The 18,060-nt window shown below is 68.5% G+C and carries 16 protein-coding genes; 5 read left to right on the plus strand and 11 right to left on the minus strand.

Going from position 1 to position 18,060, the window contains the following annotated elements; translation table 11 throughout:
* Nucleotides 1-13 precede the first annotated feature (13 nt).
* Both ACTDI4_RS01845 and ACTDI4_RS01850 read left to right on the plus strand, forming a co-directional pair.
* Nucleotides 14-1,054 carry an ABC transporter permease gene (locus ACTDI4_RS01845; RefSeq protein WP_442839522.1) on the plus strand — a complete coding sequence of 347 codons (1,041 nt, stop codon included), beginning with the start codon at nucleotides 14-16 and terminating at the stop codon, nucleotides 1,052-1,054.
* Nucleotides 1,055-1,094: 40 nt separating this feature from the next.
* Nucleotides 1,095-2,150: a substrate-binding domain-containing protein gene (locus ACTDI4_RS01850; RefSeq protein ID WP_442839523.1), complete on the plus strand. Its 1,056-nt coding sequence runs from the start codon at nucleotides 1,095-1,097 to the stop codon at nucleotides 2,148-2,150.
* Nucleotides 2,151-2,180: 30 nt separating this feature from the next.
* On the opposite strand, the gene ACTDI4_RS01855 is transcribed toward ACTDI4_RS01850, so the two are convergent.
* The 9 genes from ACTDI4_RS01855 to ACTDI4_RS01895 form a co-directional block, all read right to left on the minus strand.
* Entirely contained in the window at nucleotides 2,181-3,116 is a 936-nt protein-coding gene (locus ACTDI4_RS01855) for a sugar-binding transcriptional regulator (protein ID WP_442839524.1), read from the minus strand.
* A 98-nt stretch (nucleotides 3,117-3,214) separates the two neighbouring features.
* Complete coding sequence (locus tag ACTDI4_RS01860; protein ID WP_442839525.1) at nucleotides 3,215-4,234, minus strand: ABC transporter permease; 1,020 nt, start codon at nucleotides 4,232-4,234, stop codon at nucleotides 3,215-3,217.
* An 18-nt stretch (nucleotides 4,235-4,252) separates the two neighbouring features.
* Nucleotides 4,253-5,239, minus strand: coding sequence for an ABC transporter permease (locus tag ACTDI4_RS01865; RefSeq protein WP_442839526.1), 987 nt, complete (start codon nucleotides 5,237-5,239; stop codon nucleotides 4,253-4,255).
* A 15-nt stretch (nucleotides 5,240-5,254) separates the two neighbouring features.
* Nucleotides 5,255-6,745, minus strand: a complete 1,491-nt coding sequence (locus ACTDI4_RS01870; protein ID WP_442839527.1) for a sugar ABC transporter ATP-binding protein — start codon at nucleotides 6,743-6,745, stop codon at nucleotides 5,255-5,257.
* 90 nt (nucleotides 6,746-6,835) lie between these two features.
* Nucleotides 6,836-7,828, minus strand: coding sequence for an autoinducer 2 ABC transporter substrate-binding protein (locus tag ACTDI4_RS01875; RefSeq protein WP_442839528.1), 993 nt, complete (start codon nucleotides 7,826-7,828; stop codon nucleotides 6,836-6,838).
* A 78-nt stretch (nucleotides 7,829-7,906) separates the two neighbouring features.
* On the minus strand, nucleotides 7,907-8,788 hold the full coding sequence (locus tag ACTDI4_RS01880; protein ID WP_442839529.1) for an NAD(P)-dependent oxidoreductase: 882 nt from the start codon (nucleotides 8,786-8,788) through the stop codon (nucleotides 7,907-7,909).
* Nucleotides 8,789-8,831: 43 nt separating this feature from the next.
* The gene (locus ACTDI4_RS01885; protein WP_442839530.1) at nucleotides 8,832-9,467 is read right to left on the minus strand and encodes a DAK2 domain-containing protein; all 636 of its coding nucleotides are present in this window, start codon (nucleotides 9,465-9,467) and stop codon (nucleotides 8,832-8,834) included.
* A complete protein-coding gene (locus ACTDI4_RS01890; RefSeq protein WP_442839531.1) occupies nucleotides 9,467-10,459 on the minus strand; it encodes a dihydroxyacetone kinase subunit DhaK in 993 nt (330 codons plus the stop codon). Before ACTDI4_RS01890 ends, ACTDI4_RS01885 begins: the two co-directional genes overlap by 1 nt.
* 260 nt (nucleotides 10,460-10,719) lie before the next feature.
* Entirely contained in the window at nucleotides 10,720-11,715 is a 996-nt protein-coding gene (locus ACTDI4_RS01895; protein WP_442839532.1) for a sugar-binding transcriptional regulator, read from the minus strand.
* 190 nt (nucleotides 11,716-11,905) lie between these two features.
* Here ACTDI4_RS01895 and ACTDI4_RS01900 point away from each other — a divergent pair, with 190 nt between their 5' ends.
* Nucleotides 11,906-12,610, plus strand: a complete 705-nt coding sequence (locus ACTDI4_RS01900) for an SDR family oxidoreductase (protein ID WP_442839533.1) — start codon at nucleotides 11,906-11,908, stop codon at nucleotides 12,608-12,610.
* A gap of 2 nt (nucleotides 12,611-12,612) precedes the next feature.
* On the opposite strand, the gene ACTDI4_RS01905 is transcribed toward ACTDI4_RS01900, so the two are convergent.
* Nucleotides 12,613-13,617: a transketolase family protein gene (locus tag ACTDI4_RS01905; RefSeq protein ID WP_442839534.1), complete on the minus strand. Its 1,005-nt coding sequence runs from the start codon at nucleotides 13,615-13,617 to the stop codon at nucleotides 12,613-12,615.
* A 13-nt stretch (nucleotides 13,618-13,630) separates the two neighbouring features.
* Nucleotides 13,631-14,557 carry a transketolase gene (locus tag ACTDI4_RS01910; RefSeq protein WP_442839535.1) on the minus strand — a complete coding sequence of 309 codons (927 nt, stop codon included), beginning with the start codon at nucleotides 14,555-14,557 and terminating at the stop codon, nucleotides 13,631-13,633.
* Between the two features lie 160 nt (nucleotides 14,558-14,717).
* Here ACTDI4_RS01910 and ACTDI4_RS01915 point away from each other — a divergent pair, with 160 nt between their 5' ends.
* Both ACTDI4_RS01915 and ACTDI4_RS01920 read left to right on the plus strand, forming a co-directional pair.
* On the plus strand, nucleotides 14,718-15,767 hold the full coding sequence (locus tag ACTDI4_RS01915; RefSeq protein WP_442839536.1) for a zinc-binding dehydrogenase: 1,050 nt from the start codon (nucleotides 14,718-14,720) through the stop codon (nucleotides 15,765-15,767).
* 9 nt (nucleotides 15,768-15,776) lie between these two features.
* Nucleotides 15,777-18,056: a molybdopterin-dependent oxidoreductase gene (locus ACTDI4_RS01920; protein ID WP_442839537.1), complete on the plus strand. Its 2,280-nt coding sequence runs from the start codon at nucleotides 15,777-15,779 to the stop codon at nucleotides 18,054-18,056.
* The last annotated feature ends 4 nt before the right edge of the window (nucleotides 18,057-18,060 follow it).

Below are 18,060 nucleotides of genomic sequence, written 5' to 3' on the forward strand. Positions count from 1 at the left end.
GGGGGAGGCGACGATGGATCGGCAGCGCAACCGTGCGGCAGCGGCAGCCATGCCCGGCGCAGCCCTGCGCAATTTCGCCGTCCGCTACGGGTTCCTCGTGCTGTTCGCCGCCCTCGTGGTCTATTTCGCCGTCGCCGCCGACGGCTTCGTGTCGCCGCAGAGCGCGGTCTTCATCTTCCAGTCGGTGGCCATCACCGGCGTGCTGGCGCTCGGCGTCACCGCCACGCTGGTCGTCGGCGGCTTCGACCTGTCGATCGGCTCGGTCGCCACCAGCGCCATGATGGCCGCCGCCTACGTCATGGTGGTGCTGGACCAGAACGCCCTCGTTGCGGTGCTGGCGTGCCTGGCCATCGGCGTGGCGGTGGGCCTCATCAACGGCTTCCTCATCGTCTACATGCGCGTGCCCGACCTGCTCGCCACGCTCGGCATGATGTTCCTTTTGGTGGGCCTGCAGCGCATTCCCACCGAAGGCCGCTCGATCGCGGCCGGCATGACCATGCCGGACGGCTCCGTCGCCCCCGGCAAGTTCAGCGACGCCTTCCTGGCGCTCGGCCGCTACCGCTTCGACTTCTTCATCCCCAACCTGGTGCCGGTCTCGGTGGTGGTTCTGATCGTGCTGGCGGTGCTGATCTGGTTCTTCCTGGAATACACCCGCTTCGGCCGCATGATGTATGCCGTCGGCTCCAACGAAAGGGCGGCGGAACTGGCGGGCGCGCCGGTCAGGGCCTACAAGATCTGGGCCTATGTGATCTCCGGCGTCTTCGCCTCGATCGGCGGCATCCTGCTGGCCGCGCGGCTGGGCCGCGGCGACATCGCCTCGGGCAACAACCTGCTTCTGGACGCGGTGGCCGCGGCGCTGATCGGCTTTGCCGTGCTCGGCGCCTCCAAGCCCAACGGCTTCGGCACGGCGGTGGGCGCGCTGTTCGTGGGCGTGCTGCTGCAGGGCCTGACGATGATGAACGCGCCTTACTACACGCAGGATTTCGTCAAGGGCGGCGTGCTCGTCGTGGCCCTTGTCTTCACCTTCGCCCTGTCGGCCAAGGGCAGGCGATAGGACCGGCAACGTCATCGGCCAAAACCGTGGAGGAGCAGAAATGAACTTCGATCGCAGGACATTCGGCAAGCTGACGCTCGCACTTGCGGGCGCCATCGCATTGGCACCGGCATCCGGCTTCGCGCAGGACCGGCCCGCCCCCTTCGACAAGCCGGGCGACGTCAAGATCGCGCTCGTGCGCTATCTTTCGACGGGCGACTTCTTCCAGGCCTATCTCGCCGGCGTGCAGGCGCAGGCGAAGGCGCTCGGCGTGGATTTGCGCGTCTTCGACAGCCAGCAGGACGCGGCCCTCCAGTCCGACATGGTCGACCAGGCCATCGCGCTCGGCGTGCAGGGCATCATCATCCAGCACGGGCTGACGGAATCGATGAAGGACGCGGCCCAGCGCGCCGTGGATGCCGGCATCAAGGTCGTGGCCTTCGACGTCAATGTCGAGAACGACAAGATCCCCCAGATCGAGCAGTCGGACCGCGACCTCGCCCGGCTGGCGCTGGAGCAGGCGGTCGAGGACAATGGCGAGAGCTGGAAGGCCGGCTATGTCTATGTCGCCGGCATCGCCCCGCTGGATCGCCGCAACGAGACCTGGCTGGACTTCAAGAAGAAATATCCGGGCATAGACGAGGTCGCCCAGTTCGGCACGCTGGACAACCCGATCGCCAACTCCGTCGCCAACCAGGCGCGCTCGGTGCTGTCGGCCAATCCCGACATCAAGGTGATGTTCGCGCCCTATGACGAGTTCGCCAAGGGCGTGAAGATCGCCGTCGACGAGGCCGGCAAGAACAAGGACATCAAGATCTATTCGGCCGACATCTCCACCGCCGACATCTCGGCCATGCGCGAGGCCGACAGCGCCTGGGCCGCCACCGCCGCCACCAACCCGGCCGTCGTCGGCCAGGTGTCGGTGCGGGCGCTGGCGCAGCTTCTGGCCGGCGAGGACCCGGGCCACAGCGTCATCGTGCCGCCCACCCTCATCACCCAGAAGGACCTCGTCGAAAAGGACATCAAGAACATGGAGGAGCTGTCGGCGAAGCTTCCGCAATTCGCCCATGCCGATGTCGCCATGCCGGCCTGGATGCCCAATCCGAACGCCAAGTGAGGGTGTGAGGAGCGCAGGGTCCGAAAGGCTCTACGGGGTTGCGCCGCGATGCTCGCCGAGCAGGCGGCGCGCCATCGCCGACGTCACCACCAGATGCGAGCAGAAGCCGCCGGCGAGCGCCGCTTGCAGCGGCTTCAGCTTGCTGTCCTCCTGCACCACCACCATGCGCCGGGGAATGCCGCGGATCGAGCCGAGATCGGCGGAGATGACGCGGCGGTTGTAGCCGCAGTCGAGCAGCCTGCCGCCGCCGTCGATGACCTGCCCGGCGACGACGCCGGCCGCGCCCTCTCCGCGCAGCGCTTCCATTTCCGCCGGGCTCAGCGCGCCGCAGGTGACGATGTGGCTTTCCTGGTCGACCGTGCCGACGGAAAACAGCGCCAGGCTGCAGGCCTCGACGCTGGCAAGCTGCTCGCCGATCACCGGCTCGCGCCGCAACTGCTCGGCCAGCCCCTCGCTGGTCAGCACCAGCGGCGCATAGAAATTCAGGCCCTTGGCGTTGAGGCGGCGGGCGATCTCCGTCGTGCACTGGTCCGGCCGGTAGCTGTAGGGCGCGCCGAGATTGCCGCAGAGCTGCACCACGGCGACGTCCTGCAGGTCGGCGAAGGCCATCTCGTCGGCCATGGCGTAGACGGTGCGCCCCCAGGCGACGCCGACCCGGTCGCCGCGGCGCACCAGGCCCAGAAAGACGCTGGCCGCAAGCGCGGCGACTTCGGCCGGCTGCGGCACCACCCACACGCCCGTCAGCCCGAACGCGTCCTCCAGCTCGCGCGCCAGGACGTCCTGCGAAAAGAGCTGGGTCGAGATCGAGATGTTGACGATGCCGGTCTCGCGCGCCTTGCGCAGATACATGGCCACGGAGGCGCGCGAAATGTCGAGCCGCCTGGCCACTTCGTCCTGGCGCAGCCCGTGCGTGTAGTATAGCCAGGCCGCCTTGTGGATGAGCTGGTCGGAAACCGCGAGCGCCATGTGCCGAAAATCTCGTTTTCGACATTGTTCACGAGCGCTGACAAAAGTCAAATCCGCAGCATCGGCGCCGGATTCCGCGCCCGCCTTCCGGGCACCGCCTACCGGCTCTTGCGCCGGAACTGGATGCCGTTGGCCACCATGACCAGCAGCAGCAGGGCGCCCCAGATCAGCTCCTTGGCGAAGTTCGACACCTGCAGCATGTTGAGCCCGCTGGACAGGAACTGCAGCGACAACACCGCCAGCACCAGGCCGGCGACGCGGCCGAAGCCGCCATAGGGATTGATGCCCCCCAATACGCAGATCAGGATGGACAGGAGCAGGTAGCTGGAGCCGTAGTCGGCCTTGGCCGAATTGGCCCGGCTCATGATGACCAGCCCGGCGCAGGCGGCGAACAGGCCCGACAGCACATAGGTGCGCAGCGTCACGGCAAGGTCGTCGATGCCGGCGAAGCGGGCGGCGAGCGGGTTGGTGCCGAGCATCTGGATCCTGAGCCCGAGCGCCGTGCGTTCCAGCACCAGCCACACGATCGCGGCGATGGCCACGAAGATGACGAGCGGCATGGGCACGCCGAAAACGGCGCCGTTGCCGAGGAAGGCGAATGCGGCGGGAAAGCCGAGCACCGCGCTGCCGCCGGTGACCGCCACGGCAAGGCCGGTGAAGACCAGGCCCGAGCCCAGCGTGGCCAGAATGGGCGGCAGGCCGAAGATGCCGATGGCGATGCCGTTGAAGAGCCCGCAGGCGGCGCCGACCAGAAGGGCGGCCGCCACCGCGAGCGCGATGGTGCCGCCGGCGGCCAGCCCCGCCGCCTGCGGACCGGCCAGCGCCGACAGGATGAGCGCCGCCACGATGGCCGCCAGGTTGGACACGCCGACGATGGACAGGTCGATGCCGCCGGTCATCATCGACAGCATCATGGCCAGCGACAGGATGGCGAATTCGGGGAACTGGAACGCCATCGAGCTGAAATTGCCCAGCGTGAGGAAGCGCGACGGGTCGAGCACCGCCATCACCACGAAGATGATCAGGGTGAGCGCCGAAAGCTGGCCGATCTGAGACGACAGCAGCGAACGCGGGGGACGCGGCCGGCTGGCGGGGCGCGGGGCGGCGGGCTTGTGCATGTCGGTGTCCATATCCGGTCAGCCCGCCCGCATCGCCGCACGCTTGGCCTGGAAGGCCGGCAGGCCGGTGCCGAGCAGGATCAGCGCGCCGATGACCACGCTCTGCCATGTGGAGGGGATGCCGAGCAGGATCAGGCTGTTGGAGACCAGCACGATCAGCGCCACGCCGAGCAGCGTGCCGGTGATGGTGCCGTAGCCGCCGGTGAGCCGCGCGCCGCCCAGCACCACGGCCGCGATCACCGAAAGCTCCAGCCCGACCAGGTCGAAGGGATTGGCCACGCGCGCCAGCGAGGCATGGATGATGCCCGCCAGCCCCGACAGCGCGCCCACATAGGCATAGACGAAGACCTGCACGCCGCGCACGCCCACCCCGATGCGGCGCGCGCTTTCGGCCGAGCCGCCGATGGCGAAGATCTTGCGGCCGAGCAGCGTCTTGTAGAGCAGGAACCAGGTTCCCGCCACGACCAGCACCAGGGCGGCGAACGCCCAGGGCAGCGAGTAGAAATATCCCTCGCCGGTGGTGCCGCGCAGCATGACGAGGCGCGAGAAGTCGCGCATGCCCGGCGGCACGTTGGAGATGAGCTGGCTGCCGACGAAGGTGAGCAGGAAGCCGCGGATCGCCGAGAGCGTGCCCAGCGTGACGATCAGCGTCGGCAGCCGGAAGCCGGCGATGAAGACGGCATTGACGAGGCCGAGGCCGGTGCCGATCAGGACGGAGAGCGCGAAGGCGCCGTACCAGGGCACGTCGATGCCGAGCTTCACCAGGGTCAGGGTGGTGGAATACATGGCGAATGCGGCGATCGCCGTGAAGGAGACGTCGATGCCGCCCGAGATCAGCACCAGGAGCACGCCGATGGCGAAGATGCCGGTGACGATGGAATTGCGCAGCAGGTCGAACAGCGTGGGCAGCGACAGGAACGACGGATCGACCGCCGTCGTCAGCGCGCAGAAGGCCACCACCACCAGGAAGACCAGCGTCTCGTTGCGCGTCCAGTCGATCTTCATGACGCCCCTTTTCTCCTAGGATGCCAGCCTGGCCGCGAGTTCGCCGGCGTCGATGCTGCCGCCGGCGATCTCCTCCACGATCCGGCCGCCCTTCATGACCAGGATGCGATGGCAGCAGGCGATGAGTTCGGGCAGGTCGTCGGAAATGACGATGACGCCGAGCCGGCGCGCCGCAAGGTCGGCGATGATGTCGTGGATGTCGGCCTTGGAGCCGATGTCCACGCCGACAGTGGGACCGTTGAGCACCAGGATGCGCGGGCCGCCGGCCAGCCAGCGCGCCAGCACCACGCGCTGCTGGTTGCCGCCGGAGAGCGATTTCACCGGCACCTCCGCATTCGGCGCGGCGACGCTGAGCCGCTCCAGCCAGTCGTCCGCCTCGGCCGCCAGGCCCGCCCGGTCGAGCCAGCCGAGCGGCCCGGAAAAGGCGTCGAGCCGGCCGATCGCGATGTTGCGGGCGATGGACTGCGACAGGAACAACCCCTCCGTCAGCCGGTCCTCGGGCACGTAGCCGATGCCGGCGGCGATCGCGTCCAGCGGGCTCGCCAGAGCCACCGCCGCTCCGTCCAGCCGGATTTCGCCGCGGTCCACCGGCAACAGGCCGAACAGGGCCTTGGCGAGCGCCGTGCGGCCCGAGCCGAGCAGGCCGGCGATGCCCAGCACCTCTCCCGGCCGCAGCGCGAAGCCGATGTCGTCCAGCGCGCCGTCGCGGCCGAGCCCTTCCACCTCCAGCAGCGCCGGCGCCTCGGGATCGAAGGGGCGGGCGACGCTTGCGGAGAAATGCCGCCCGGTCATGTGGTAGGCGAGCGAATCGAGGTCGAATTCGGAGGCCGGCTTGTCCGACACCACCTCGCCGTTGCGGATGACCACGATCTTCTCGCAGACCTCGAACACCTCGGCCAGCTTGTGGCTGACGAACAGCACGGCCACGCCCGCCGCCTTCAGCCGGCGGATGATGGCGAGCAGCGACTGCACCTCCCTTTCGGTCAGCGCCGTGGTCGGCTCGTCCATGATGACCAGGCGCGCGTCGAGCGCCAGGGCCCGCGCGATCGCCACGAGCTGCTTGTCGGCCACGGCGAGCGTCTCGACGCGGGCGTCGAGCGGGATCTCCACCGCGATGCGCTTCAGCACGTCCTGCGCCAGCGCCCGGACGCGCCTGCGGTTCACCAGCCTGTGCCCGGAGGTCAGCTCGGCGCTGAAGGCGATGTTCTCGGCCACCGTCAGGTTCGGAAACAGCGAGAAGTCCTGGAAGATGACCTGGATGCCCCGCGCCACGGAATTGCGCGGATCGAGCGCGGCGAAGCTTTCGCCGTCCACAACCACCTGGCCGCGGTCGGGCTTTTCCACGCCGGCCAGGATCTTGATGAGCGTGGATTTGCCGCTGCCGTTCTCGCCCGCCAGGCACACCGCCTCGCCGGCCTCGATGGAGAAGGAGACCCCGCTCAACGCCTGAACGCCGGCAAATGACTTGGAGACGGCGTCGAGCCGGATGAGCGGAGTTTCGGTCATCGAACGATCAGCAACCCAATGGGCTCCTCCGGTGGCAGGCCGCCGGAGGAGAACCGTATCGCATCGGCCGTGCGCCGCAAGGCCCGGCGGTCAGAAGGGATAGTCCTTCGCGTTGTCCTTGGTCACGTCGACCCAGGCCTGGCCGTAGATGACCTTGCCGTCGAAGGAGACCTTCTCGTAGCCTGGAATGCCGAGGTCCATGCCGTCGGTCGGCTCCTTGCCGTCGAGCAGCATGACCGCGACCTTGTTCATCGCATAGCCGGCCAGCGAAGGATCCCAGAACGAGATCATGTCGACGGAACCGGTGTCGAGATACTGGGCCGCGATCGACGGCAGGCTGGTGCCCACCACGCAGGTGTCGGCGCCCATGCCGCGTTCCTCCAGCGCCAGCCCGATGCCGGCGACGTCGGTGGAGGCGCTGCCTTCGAAGCCGCGCACGTTGGGGAATGCCCTGAGCAGTTCCTGGGTCTTGGCGTAGGCCTGCTGCTGGTCGTCGTTGGTCTCGTTCTTGGAGCCGACCATCTTCATGTCGGGGAAGTTGGCCTTCTGGTAGGCGATCGCGGCGTCCACCCATTCGTTGTGCGACTTGGAGGTCAGCGAGCCGACGAAGACCGCATATTCGCCCTTGCCGCCCATGCACTCGCCCAGCTTCTTCATGAAGTGCTCGCCATAGGCCGCGTTCTTGAAGGCCTCGATGTCCCAGTCGACGTTCTGGATGGTCGAGGCCTCGTGGGAGACGACCTTGATGCCTGCGTCCATCGCCTTCTTCAGCACCGGCTCCAGCGCCTCCGGGGCGAAGGGCACCACCGTGATGGCGTCGACCTTCTGCGCGATCGCGTCCTCGATGAGCTGCACCTGCAACTGCGCGTCGGCCTTGGCGGGGCCGACCTGGTAGGCGTTGTTGCCGGTGTCGGCTGCGAATTTCTTGACGCCTTCCTCCATGCGGTTGAACCACTGGATACCGCTGATCTTAACCACGGTGACGATGTTGTATTTCTTGTCCTGCGCATGGGCGCCGGCGAAGGCACCCATCAGCAGGGCGGCGGCTGCAGCGCCCGCGACATATCTGGACTTGAGCGACATTCATTCCTCCCTTGGGTTGGTCGTCCTTCCTCCGCCCCGCGCCGGAGAGGAGGGATGGGCTGGCTCTCTTCCCGGCGCCTATTTCACCTCGACTCCGGAAAGCTCGAACTGCAATTTGTGCAGGGCCGAGGCGTTCAATTCGCCATAGCCCTTGTTGAGCGCGGCCTGGTACAGCTCCGCCGCCATGCCCGAGGCGGGCGCGGCAACGCCGAGGCCGCGGGCATAGGTCCCGATCAGGCGCGCGTCCTTGAGCATGTGCCTGAGATAGAAGTTGGGCTCGAAATCGCCCGAAAGCGTGGCCCGGCCGACGCCGCGTATCAGGCCGGAGGAAAAATCCGTGACGTCGAGATAGCTCATCAGCGTATCCGCCTCGAGCCCGGCCTTCCTGGCCATGCACAGCGCCTCGCCGAGCGAGACCATCTGCGCCGCCACCAGCAGGTTGCCGACCAGCTTGGCCGCCGCGCCCTTGCCGCTGGAGCCGAGATGATGGACCGTGGCCGCCATGCAGTCGAGAACGGGTTTCACCGCATCGAAGGTGGCGCGCTCGCCGCCGCAGACGAAATCGAGCCGGCCTTCCCAGGCCTCGTTGCGCGAGCCGAACACCGGCGCGTCCAGATAGCGCAGGCCGCGCCCCTGCGCCTGGCCGGCCAGTTCCGCGGCCAGGACCGGATCGGTGGTCGTGGTGTCGACGACGGCGGCGCCGGCCTCGGCCACGGCGAAGAGGCCGTCATCGCCCAGGAGCACGTCGCGCTGGGCGTCCGGGCCGGTCAGCGAGACGACGACGGTCTTCCGGCCCTTCGCCGCTTCGGCGATGGTGGAGACGATGCGGGCCCCGGAAAGGTCCGCCGGCAGGTCGCGCGCCGTGCGGTTCCACGCCGTCACGCCGTGCCCGGCCTTGAGCAGGTTGCGGACCATGCCGCTGCCCATGATGCCGAGCCCCAGAAAGCCGATTTCGCTCATCACACGCTCCATCCCTTCACTCGGCGGCCGAAGAGGCCGCCGTTCAGTCGCCCATCGCCTCCAGGATCCGCACCAGCGCGAGCTGGCCGGGATCGTAGAGGCCGATGCTGCCTTCGCCGAACATGCGCGCGCGGCCGAGCTTGTTCGGCTTGCCCTTGAAGTCTTCCAGCGTCGCCCGGGCGGCGGCGAGGCCGCGCCCGTAGAGCGCGTCCGCCGGCGCGCCCTGCATGGCCCTGGCCATGGCGTCGAATATGTCCAATACGGTCTTGTCGCCGAGCGAGCCCTTGCCGCGCGCCATCATGGCGGCGAGCGCCGCTTCGATCAGCCCCGGTATCTGGACGGCGTCCAGCCGCGCCTGCCCCTTCGTCGCCTTGGCCGCCGCCATGGCGGCCGTGGCCAGCAGCGTGCCGTAGGAGGAGGAGGACACGCGCTGCATGGCCTTGGCGCATTCCATGAAGGCGAGGCCGAGATCGTCCGGCAGCTCGGCCGCGGCCGCCTCGGCGAAGCCGCGCGAGACGGTGATGCCGAGATCGCCGTCGCCCAGCGCGCCGTCGGCCGCGTTCAGCTCGGCCGCGCCCGTCTCCATGGCGGCGGCGACGCGCGCCAGCGCTTCGTGGATGTCCTTCGCGGTGATGTCGGCCGGGGCCGCGCTTGCCGCACGGCCAGGTTCCTGCGGCATCAGTTCCTCCAGAACGGGCAGTCGCACGGCGCGCCGAGCAGGCGCTCGATCTCGCTGTCCAGCCGGCACATGGTGAGCGTGACGCCGGCCATCTCCATCGAGGTGGCATAGCGCCCGACCAGCGGCGACACGACATCGATGCCGCGCTCGCCGAGCCGGGCATGGACCCGCCGGTAGACGATATAGAGCTCCTCCAGCGGCGTCGCGCCCAGCGAATTGACCAGCAGGGAAACCCGCTCGCCCCTGCCGGCGCCGCTGTCCTCCAGCAGCCGGTCGAGCATCTCGTCGGCGATGGCGTCGGCCGGCTTGACCTTGTCGCGCCAGATGCCGGGCTCGCCATGGATGCCCATGCCCATCTCCATCTCGTCTTCGGCGAGGGTGAAGGTGGGCTTGCCCGCCTGCGGCACGATGCAGGGGGTCAGCGCGAAGCCGATCGAGCGGCAGGCGTCGGCGGTCTTCTGGGCCGCCGCCGTCACCTCCGCGAGGTCGCCGCGCTCCTCGGCGCGCGCACCGGCCGCCTTGAAGGCGAAGACCATGCCGGCCACCCCGCGCCGCTTGGCGGCTTCGGCCGGCGGCGCCGAGGCGACGTCGTCGGCCAGCACAACGGTGGTGGAGACGACATCCTCCATCTCCAGCATCTCGCCGGCCATGTCGAAGTTCATGACGTCGCCGCCATAGTTGCCATAGAGCCTGAGCACGCCCGCCCCGCCATTGGCATGGCGCATGGCGCTCGCCATCTGCTCGGCGGAGGGCGAGGCGAACACGTCGCCGATGGCCGCCGCGTCCAGCAGTCCGGGCCCGATATAGCCGGTGAAGATCGGCAGGTGGCCGGAACCGCCGCCCGTCACGATGCCCACCTTTCCGGGCACCGCCCCGCCGGTGCGCACGATCACCCGCTTCTGCGGCTGGCTGAAATGGCGCGGATGCGCCGCGCACAGGCCATCGAGCATCTCATCGACATAGTCGACGGGCTTGTTCATGACCTTTTTCATCATCCCTCCCTTGGATCACCGGCCCGGTCATCCGGCAGAATGCGGATTCCCGGCACATTTGCGCGGGTCTCAGTCATTTGCGCATCGTCTGCATTTTTGCGCAGCGAAAATCCTGCGGTCAAGAGCGAGAATGCCGCATCCACGCCGAAGACGGGCCGGAAATCCGTTGGGCCACGGATAAAGCGGCGGCAAAAGGGAGTCCATCCGCGCGCCTTATGCGCAGATGTTCATCCCGAACGTGTTCTCCGCCTGCCCGCGGCTCAGGAAGCGCGGCTTTTCAGCCCGGCCTCGCCGGCCTTCGTCTGCTCGTCGATCTCGATGATGGAGCGGACATTGGCGGCGCTGGTCGCCAGCGTGCCGATGATGCCGGAGCGCAGCGAGCCCAGCAGCGAAAGCGCCTTGTTGCGCTCGCTCGCCACCGCGATGACGTTGGGGATGCGCCGGAAATCGTCGTGCGAGAGCCCGATGACCCGGTGCTGCAGTTCGGGCGCCGAAGGCCGCCCGTCGATGTCGAGGAAATCATAGCCGGAAACGTCGGCCACCGTGCCGTTCATGCGGGCGCGCGCCACTTCCAGCGCCGTGTACCAGCCCATCTTGACGAGATAGCTCGTCTCGCTGAAGTCGCCGATGCCGATCAGCGCGACATCCGCGCGCCTGGCCCTGTTCAAGGTCTGCTGGACCGTCTCGTCCTTCAGCAGAAGCTCGCGCAGCTTCGGATCGTCGACATGCGCCGGCGCGTAGAGGGTTTCGCTGCGGCCGTTGAAGGCGGCGGCGAAACGGCGCGCGATGTGATCGGAATTCAGCCCCTCGCCGGCGCGCAGCGAGCCGCCGATGGAACTGACGAAGGTGCAGTTGCGCGGCTTTTGCGAGCCGAGATGGGCGGTGACGGCGCCGAGGTTGCGGCCCATGCCGACCGCCACCGCCATGCCGTCGGCGAGGATGTCGGTGAGATTGTCCGAAACGAGCTGCGCCACGGCCGCCCGCTGCAGGTCCTCGTCCTCATGGTCGACGGCGATCAGCGCCCGCCGGATGCCGAAGCGCGACTTCAGCTCCTGCTCCAGATTGAAGAACTCGACCGGGCTGAGATTGATGCGGATGGTGACGAGGCCGAGGTCGCGCGCCTGCCGCAGCATGCGGCCGATCTTGGTGCGCGACAGGTTCTGCGACTGCGAGATCTCGTCCTGGGTCTTGCCCTCGTAATAATACTGCTTGGCCACGAGCGTAATCAGGCTGAGTTCCTGGTCGTCGATGTTCATCGCGGATCCTGAGGCGGCCGCCGGCGGGCGGGCGGGACAAAATGGATACGCCGATTTTACATGCGCCATGCGCTTTTTGCGACCCGTCTTGGCGCGGGGTTCCGGCCGGCAGCAGATTTCCGTTTAAGACGCGGCCCGCATTGTGCCAAACTCGCCCGGATTCGGACGATATGCGAGAAAGGAAGACGACATGGCCGGGACAAGAGTGGCGATGGTGACGGCCGGCGGCAGCGGCATGGGCGCGGCGGCGGCGCGCAGGCTGGCGGCCGACGGCTACAAGGTGGCGATCCTGTCCTCCTCGGGGAAGGGCGAGGCCCTTGCCGGGCAACTCGGCGGCATCGGCGTCACCGGCTCCAACCAGTCGAACGACGACCTCAAGACGCTGGTCGACCGCACCGTCTCGGCCTGGGGGCGCATCGACGTGCTGGTCAACAGCGCCGGCCACGGCCCGCGCGCGCAGATCGTGGAGATCACCGACGAGCAGTGGCACGCCGGGCTCGACACCTACCTGATGAATGTGATCCGCGCGGTGCGGCTGGTCACGCCGGTCATGCAGAAGCAGCGTTCCGGCGCGATCGTCAACATCTCCACCGCCTGGGCGTTCGAGCCGTCGGAGATGTTCCCAACCTCGGCCGTGTTCAGGGCGGGCCTTGCCGCCTACACCAAGATCTTCGCCGACACCTATGCGGCGGACAACATCCGCATCAACAACGTGCTTCCCGGCTGGATCGACAGCCTGCCGGCGGTGGAGGAGCGCCGCGACAGCGTGCCGATGAAGCGCTACGGCCGCAGCGAGGAGGTCGCGGCCACCGCGGCCTTCCTGGCCTCCGAGGGTGCCGGCTACATCACCGGCCAGAACATCCGCGTCGACGGCGGCCTCACCCGCTCGGTCTGATCCTAGAGCGCCTCGGCCTTGGCCAGGCTGTGGACGGCATCGACGCGGGCGGCGTCGAGGTCGGCCTCGGTCAGGCCGAAGCCCTGCCCCATCAGCGTCTCGATGCCGCCGACCAGCGCCATGGCGTCGAGCCCGTAATAGCGCATCAGGTAGGCGCGCGAGCCGCCGTGGGCGTAGGTGTCCTTCAGGCCCAGCCGCACCAGCCGCTTGCCGACGCCGGCATCGGCCATCGTCTCGGCCACCAGCGAGCCGACGCCGCCCTCCGTGACGTGGTTTTCCAGCGTGACGACGCCGTGCTTCACCGAGCCGATATGGTCGAGCAACTGCTTGTGGTCGAACGGCTTGATCGTGTGCAGATGCAGGTGGCGGATCGAGACGCCGGCACCGGCCAGCGCCGAGCGCGCGCGCAGCGCCTCCTCGGTGGTGATGCCGCAGGTGACGACCAGCACGTCGGTGCCTTCGGAAAGCACGCGCATCTGGCCCACCTTGATCGGCGTGTCGAACAGGCGCGGCACCGAACCGCGCAGCACGCGGCACCAGACCGGGCCGTCGATGCCGTCGGCCGCCTCGCAGATGCTCTCCACCTCGGTGGCGTCGCCGGTCTCGAGAATGGTCATGTTGGGGATGGAGCGCATCACCGCAATGTCCTCGATCGACTGGTGCGTCATGCCGCCGGGCGTGGTGATGCCCGGCAGGAAGCCCATCAGCCGCACCTTGCGGCGCGGATAGGCGACGGAGGCCATGAGCTGGTCGTAGGGGCGGCGATACATGAAGACGCCGAACGTGTGGATGAACGGCCGGAACCCGGCCAGCGCCAGACCGCCCGCAAAGCTCATCATGTTCTGCTCGGCCATGCCCATCGACAGGAACTGGTCCGGGTGCCGGTCGCGGAAGCCGTCGACCTCGCAGGACGAGGTCAGGTCCGCCGACAGACAAAGGATATCGGGGTTGCCGGCCGCGAACTTCTCGAAGGCGGCGGCATAGGGGCGGTTCACCATCTCGACCATCTGCGGGCCTCCTTCAGTGGGCGTAGTCGACGGGGTCGACGCCGAGGGCGCCGGCGATCGAGACGTTCATGCGTGCGCGCTCTTCTTCCGACTTGAAGCGCACATAGTGCAGGCGCGGGAAGCGCTCCTGCAAGATCGGCATGGCGTGGAACGGGCTGGTGCGCGCCAGGATGATCAGCGGCTTGCCCTCGTGCGGCTCCTGGACGGCGGCGCGCATGGCGTCTAGGTCGTGGCCGTCGATCTCCACGCAATGGGCGCCGAACTCGATGAACTTGCGGCGGATGTCGCCGACTTCCATGACGGAGTCCATGGCGCCGTCGCACTGCTGGTCGTTGACGTCCATGATCGCGCACAGATTGTCGATGCGATGGAAGGCGGCGGCCTGCACGGCCTCCCAGGTCTGGCCTTCCTGCACCTCGCCGTCCGACATGAACACCCAGGTGCGGCCGGTGTCGCCCCGGCGGCGGCGGCCATAGGCAAGGCCGGCGGCGGTGGAAAGGCCGATGCCGAGCGTGCCGTTGTGCACCTCCATGCCGGGCGAATGCTCCGCGCCGATCATCTCGACCGAGGAGCCGTCCTGGTTGAACATCTCCAGCCCCTCGGGCGCCATGCGGCCGACCTCGACCAGCGTGGCATAGGCCACCAGCGCATAATGGGCAGGCGCGATGAACAGGCGGTCGTGCTCGGACGTCGCCGGCCCGTTATAGCCCGCCCCGGTGTGGTAGTCGGGGTTCGACGCAGAGGGGACGCCGCCGAACGGCTTCGGGATCATCGGCAGGGTCGGCGCGCCGAGGTTGAGTTCCTCGTGGTAGAGCCAGGCAAGCTGCTCGGCCGCGGAACAGGCCTGGGAAAGATAACCGCCATTGTTGCGGATCGTGTGCTCGAACACCCGCTTGCGGATGCCCAGAGCCACGTCCTCGGTGCTTTTCACATTGCGCATTGCGTGCTCCGTCCACTTTACAAAAGTAACTATAATAGGCAAATGTAAAAGACAAGCGTGCATCCGCAATGCTGGACCCGATGCGGGTTGCCGCTGTAGGACAGGGTGGAAACGGAACCCGCCGGCAGGGGGGCCGACAGGGGGCCGACAGGGAGAAAGCATGATGAAGGCTGTGCGCTGCTTCGGCTTCGGAAGGCAGCATCGTCTGGTGGACGACATGAAGATGCCGGCGCCCGGCCCCGGCGAAGTGCTGGTCCGCGTCGACGCCAGCGGCATCTGCGCCGCCGACCGGGCGATGTGGGACGCCACCGGCCCGTGGCAACTGAATTTCCCCTTCACACCGGGGCATGAATTCACCGGCACGGTGATCGAGCTTGGCGAGGGCGCCGGCGAGCGGCACGGGGTCAAGCTCGGCGACCGCGCCGTGGCGGAACTCAACGTCACGCTCGGCAACGACTTCTTCCGCCAGCGCGGCCTCTATCATCTGGCCGACCGCATGGAGGTGATCGGCGCCACCCGCGACGGCGGCTGGGCGCAATACATGATCTACCCGGCCGACGCGGTGGTGCACAAGGTGCCCGACGCCGTTTCGGACAGGGCCGCCTGCTATGCCGAGCCGCTGGCCAACGCCATCCACGGCGTGCAGCGCGCCGACATCCAGTTCGAGGACGTCGTCGTCGTCTCCGGCGCCGGGCCGATCGGCATGGGCATGCTGCAGGCCGCCAGGCTGAAGACGCCGCGCAAGCTCGTCCTCGTCAATCCCGGCGCCGAAAAGCGCGCGCTCGGCCTCAAGCTGGGCGCGGACCTCGCCTTCCATCCCGACGATCCGCAGTTGCGCACCGCCATCGCCGACCTGACCGGCGGGCGCGGCGCCGACGTCTTCCTCGAGGCATCGGGCCAGACGCAGGCGTTCCAGGCCGGGCTGGAGCTTGTGCGCAAGCGCGGCACGCTGGTCGTCTTCGGCGTCTACAAGAAGAAGGCCGAGGTCGATCTCAACGTTTTCGGCGAGTTCAAGGAACTGAATATCCTCGGCGGGCATCTCGCGCCCTTCACCTACGCGGTCGCGCTCGACCTGATGGCGCGCGGACTGATCGACGGCGACGCCTGCGTCACCCATGTCTATCCGCTGGAGGATTTCGCCGAGGCGCTCGACCGCAAGCCGGCCGACGGCGAGGTGCAGATCAAGGTGATCCTCGATCCCCGGCTCTGAGAGGCTGCGATGACCTATACGGCGGCACATTGGGGCGCATACCGCGTGGTGGACGGCGGCGCGGTGCTGGCGCCGCTGGAGGGCGACCCGCAACCCTCGCGCATCGGGCGCGGCTGGCTGTCGGCGGCCACCGACCGGCACAGCCGCATCCTGCGCCCGGCCGTGCGCAAGGGCTGGCTGGCGGGCGACCGCGGCGTCGGACGCTCGGGCGACGCCTATGTCGAGATGGGCTGGGACGAGGTGCTCGACCTTGCCGCCTCGGAACTCGACCGCGTGCGCAGCGCATTCGGCAACGGCGCGATCTTCGCCGGCTCCTATGGCTGGGCGAGCGCCGGCCGCTTCCACCATGCCCAGAGCCAGCTTCGCCGCTTCCTCAACCTCGCCGGCGGCTATGTCGCCGCGCGCGACACCTATTCGCATGCCGCGGCCGAAGTGATGTTCCCGCACCTGCTCGGCCTGACCAACCGGCAGTTCCAGGACGCGGTGACGAGCTTCTCGCAGGTGCGCGAGCATTGCGAACTGGTGCTCGCCTTCGGCGGCATCTCGCCGCGCACCGCGCAGGTGGCCTCGTCCGGGACCTCGCGGCACGAGGTCGGCGCCTGGCTCGACGAGCTTGCCGCCGGGCGCATGCGCCTGGTCAACGTGTCGCCGCGCCGCGGCGACCTGAAGGGCGCCGAATGGCTGCCCGTGCGCCCCGGCACCGACGTGGCGCTGATGCTGGCGCTGGCGCATGAGATCGTGGCGGCGGGCCGCGAGGACCGCGATTTCCTTGCCCGCTGCACCGCGGGCTGGGAGACTCTGCGCGCCTATCTGATGGGCCAGGCCGACGGCCAGCCCAAATCGGCAGAATGGGCGGCGGCGATCTGCGACATCGACGCCGCAACGATCAGGGAACTTGCGCGGGCGCTGACCGAAAAGCGCTCCATGGTGTCGCTGGCCTGGGGCATGCAGCGCGCCGACCATGGCGAGCAGCCGCTGTGGGCCGGGCTGGCGCTGGCCTGCGTCATCGGCCAGATCGGCAGGCCGGGCGGCGGCTTCGCCTTCGGCTACGGCAGCACCACGCCGGTCGGCCGCGACGCGCCGCTGGTCGACTGGCCCTCGCTGCCGCAGGGGCGCAACGAGGTGGAAGACTACATTCCCGTGGCGCGCATCGCCGACATGCTGCTGCATCCCGGCCGGGCCTATACCTACGATCTCCAGAACCGCACCTATCCCGACATCAGGCTGGTGTGGTGGGTGGGCGGCAATCCGTTCCACCACCATCAGGACCTGAGGCGGCTGGACGAGGCCTGGAAGCGCCCCGAGACGGTGATCGTCAACGAGCACAGCTGGACGGCGACCGCACGGCGCGCCGACATCGTGCTGCCGGCGACCACGCCCTTCGAGCGCGAGGACATCATGGTCAACCGCCGCGATCCGGTGCTGTTGTGGATGTCGAGGATCCGCGCGCCGATGGGCGAGGCGCGCGACGATTTCGACATCTTCCGCGGCCTGGCGCAACGGCTCGGCTTCCGCGACGCCTTCACGGAAGGGCGCGACGCGGAAGGCTGGCTGCGATATCTGTGGGCGCGCTCGCAAGGGGTGGCGCAGCGGGAAGGCTTCGCGCTGCCCGATTTCGAGACCTTCCGCCGCGAAGGCCGCTTCGACGTGCCGCTGGCGGCCGAGCCGAAGAACGCGCTGGCGGATTTCGTCGGCGACCCGCTGGCCAGCCCGCTGGCCACGGAATCGGGGAAGATCACGCTCGCCAGCGCGCGCATCGCGGCCTTCGCCATGCCCGACTGCCCGCACCACCCGGCATGGCTTGCCCCGGCCGAAAGCCTGCTCGATGCCGCGCCCGACGAATTGCACCTCGTCTCCAACCAGCCCGACACGCGCCTGCACGCCCAGAACGACCGGGGATCCGAAGCGCGCGCCGACAAGGTGGCGCAGTGCGAGGCCGCCTATCTGCACCCGGACACGGCCCGGCGCTTCGGGCTGGAGGAGGGCTGCGTGGCGCGGCTGTGGAACGCGCGCGGCGCCTGCCTCGCCGGCGTGCGGCTCGATGCCGGGCTGCGGCCGGATTGCGTGGTGCTGCCCACGGGCGCCTGGTACGACCCGCAGCTCGTCGACGGCGCCTGGCTCGAGGTGCACGGCAACCCGAACGCGCTGACGCTGGACAAGGGCACCTCGGGCATGGCGCAGGGCAACATCGCGCACACCACGCTCGTGCGCATCGAGCGCTGGACCGGCCCGCTGCCGGCGCTTTCAGTGGACCGCCCGCCGGCAGGCATCGACAACGGCGAGGCGTAGACGG

Source organism: Mesorhizobium sp. PUT5, from assembly GCF_052216645.1.
In the GTDB taxonomy this organism is placed as follows: Bacteria; Pseudomonadota; Alphaproteobacteria; order Rhizobiales; family Rhizobiaceae; genus Mesorhizobium.

What these genes read in the sequence shown, in the direction of transcription:
- ACTDI4_RS01845 (WP_442839522.1), top strand. Translation starts at nt 14, where the DNA reads ATGGATCGGCAGCGCAACCGTGCGGCAGCGGCAGCCATGCCCGGCGCA.
- ACTDI4_RS01850 (WP_442839523.1), top strand. Translation starts at nt 1,095, where the DNA reads ATGAACTTCGATCGCAGGACATTCGGCAAGCTGACGCTCGCACTTGCG.
- ACTDI4_RS01855 (WP_442839524.1), bottom strand. Translation starts at nt 3,116, where the DNA reads ATGGCGCTCGCGGTTTCCGACCAGCTCATCCACAAGGCGGCCTGGCTA.
- ACTDI4_RS01860 (WP_442839525.1), bottom strand. Translation starts at nt 4,234, where the DNA reads ATGCACAAGCCCGCCGCCCCGCGCCCCGCCAGCCGGCCGCGTCCCCCG.
- ACTDI4_RS01865 (WP_442839526.1), bottom strand. Translation starts at nt 5,239, where the DNA reads ATGAAGATCGACTGGACGCGCAACGAGACGCTGGTCTTCCTGGTGGTG.
- ACTDI4_RS01870 (WP_442839527.1), bottom strand. Translation starts at nt 6,745, where the DNA reads ATGACCGAAACTCCGCTCATCCGGCTCGACGCCGTCTCCAAGTCATTT.
- ACTDI4_RS01875 (WP_442839528.1), bottom strand. Translation starts at nt 7,828, where the DNA reads ATGTCGCTCAAGTCCAGATATGTCGCGGGCGCTGCAGCCGCCGCCCTG.
- ACTDI4_RS01880 (WP_442839529.1), bottom strand. Translation starts at nt 8,788, where the DNA reads ATGAGCGAAATCGGCTTTCTGGGGCTCGGCATCATGGGCAGCGGCATG.
- ACTDI4_RS01885 (WP_442839530.1), bottom strand. Translation starts at nt 9,467, where the DNA reads ATGCCGCAGGAACCTGGCCGTGCGGCAAGCGCGGCCCCGGCCGACATC.
- ACTDI4_RS01890 (WP_442839531.1), bottom strand. Translation starts at nt 10,459, where the DNA reads ATGAAAAAGGTCATGAACAAGCCCGTCGACTATGTCGATGAGATGCTC.
- ACTDI4_RS01895 (WP_442839532.1), bottom strand. Translation starts at nt 11,715, where the DNA reads ATGAACATCGACGACCAGGAACTCAGCCTGATTACGCTCGTGGCCAAG.
- ACTDI4_RS01900 (WP_442839533.1), top strand. Translation starts at nt 11,906, where the DNA reads ATGGCCGGGACAAGAGTGGCGATGGTGACGGCCGGCGGCAGCGGCATG.
- ACTDI4_RS01905 (WP_442839534.1), bottom strand. Translation starts at nt 13,617, where the DNA reads ATGGTCGAGATGGTGAACCGCCCCTATGCCGCCGCCTTCGAGAAGTTC.
- ACTDI4_RS01910 (WP_442839535.1), bottom strand. Translation starts at nt 14,557, where the DNA reads ATGCGCAATGTGAAAAGCACCGAGGACGTGGCTCTGGGCATCCGCAAG.
- ACTDI4_RS01915 (WP_442839536.1), top strand. Translation starts at nt 14,718, where the DNA reads ATGATGAAGGCTGTGCGCTGCTTCGGCTTCGGAAGGCAGCATCGTCTG.
- ACTDI4_RS01920 (WP_442839537.1), top strand. Translation starts at nt 15,777, where the DNA reads ATGACCTATACGGCGGCACATTGGGGCGCATACCGCGTGGTGGACGGC.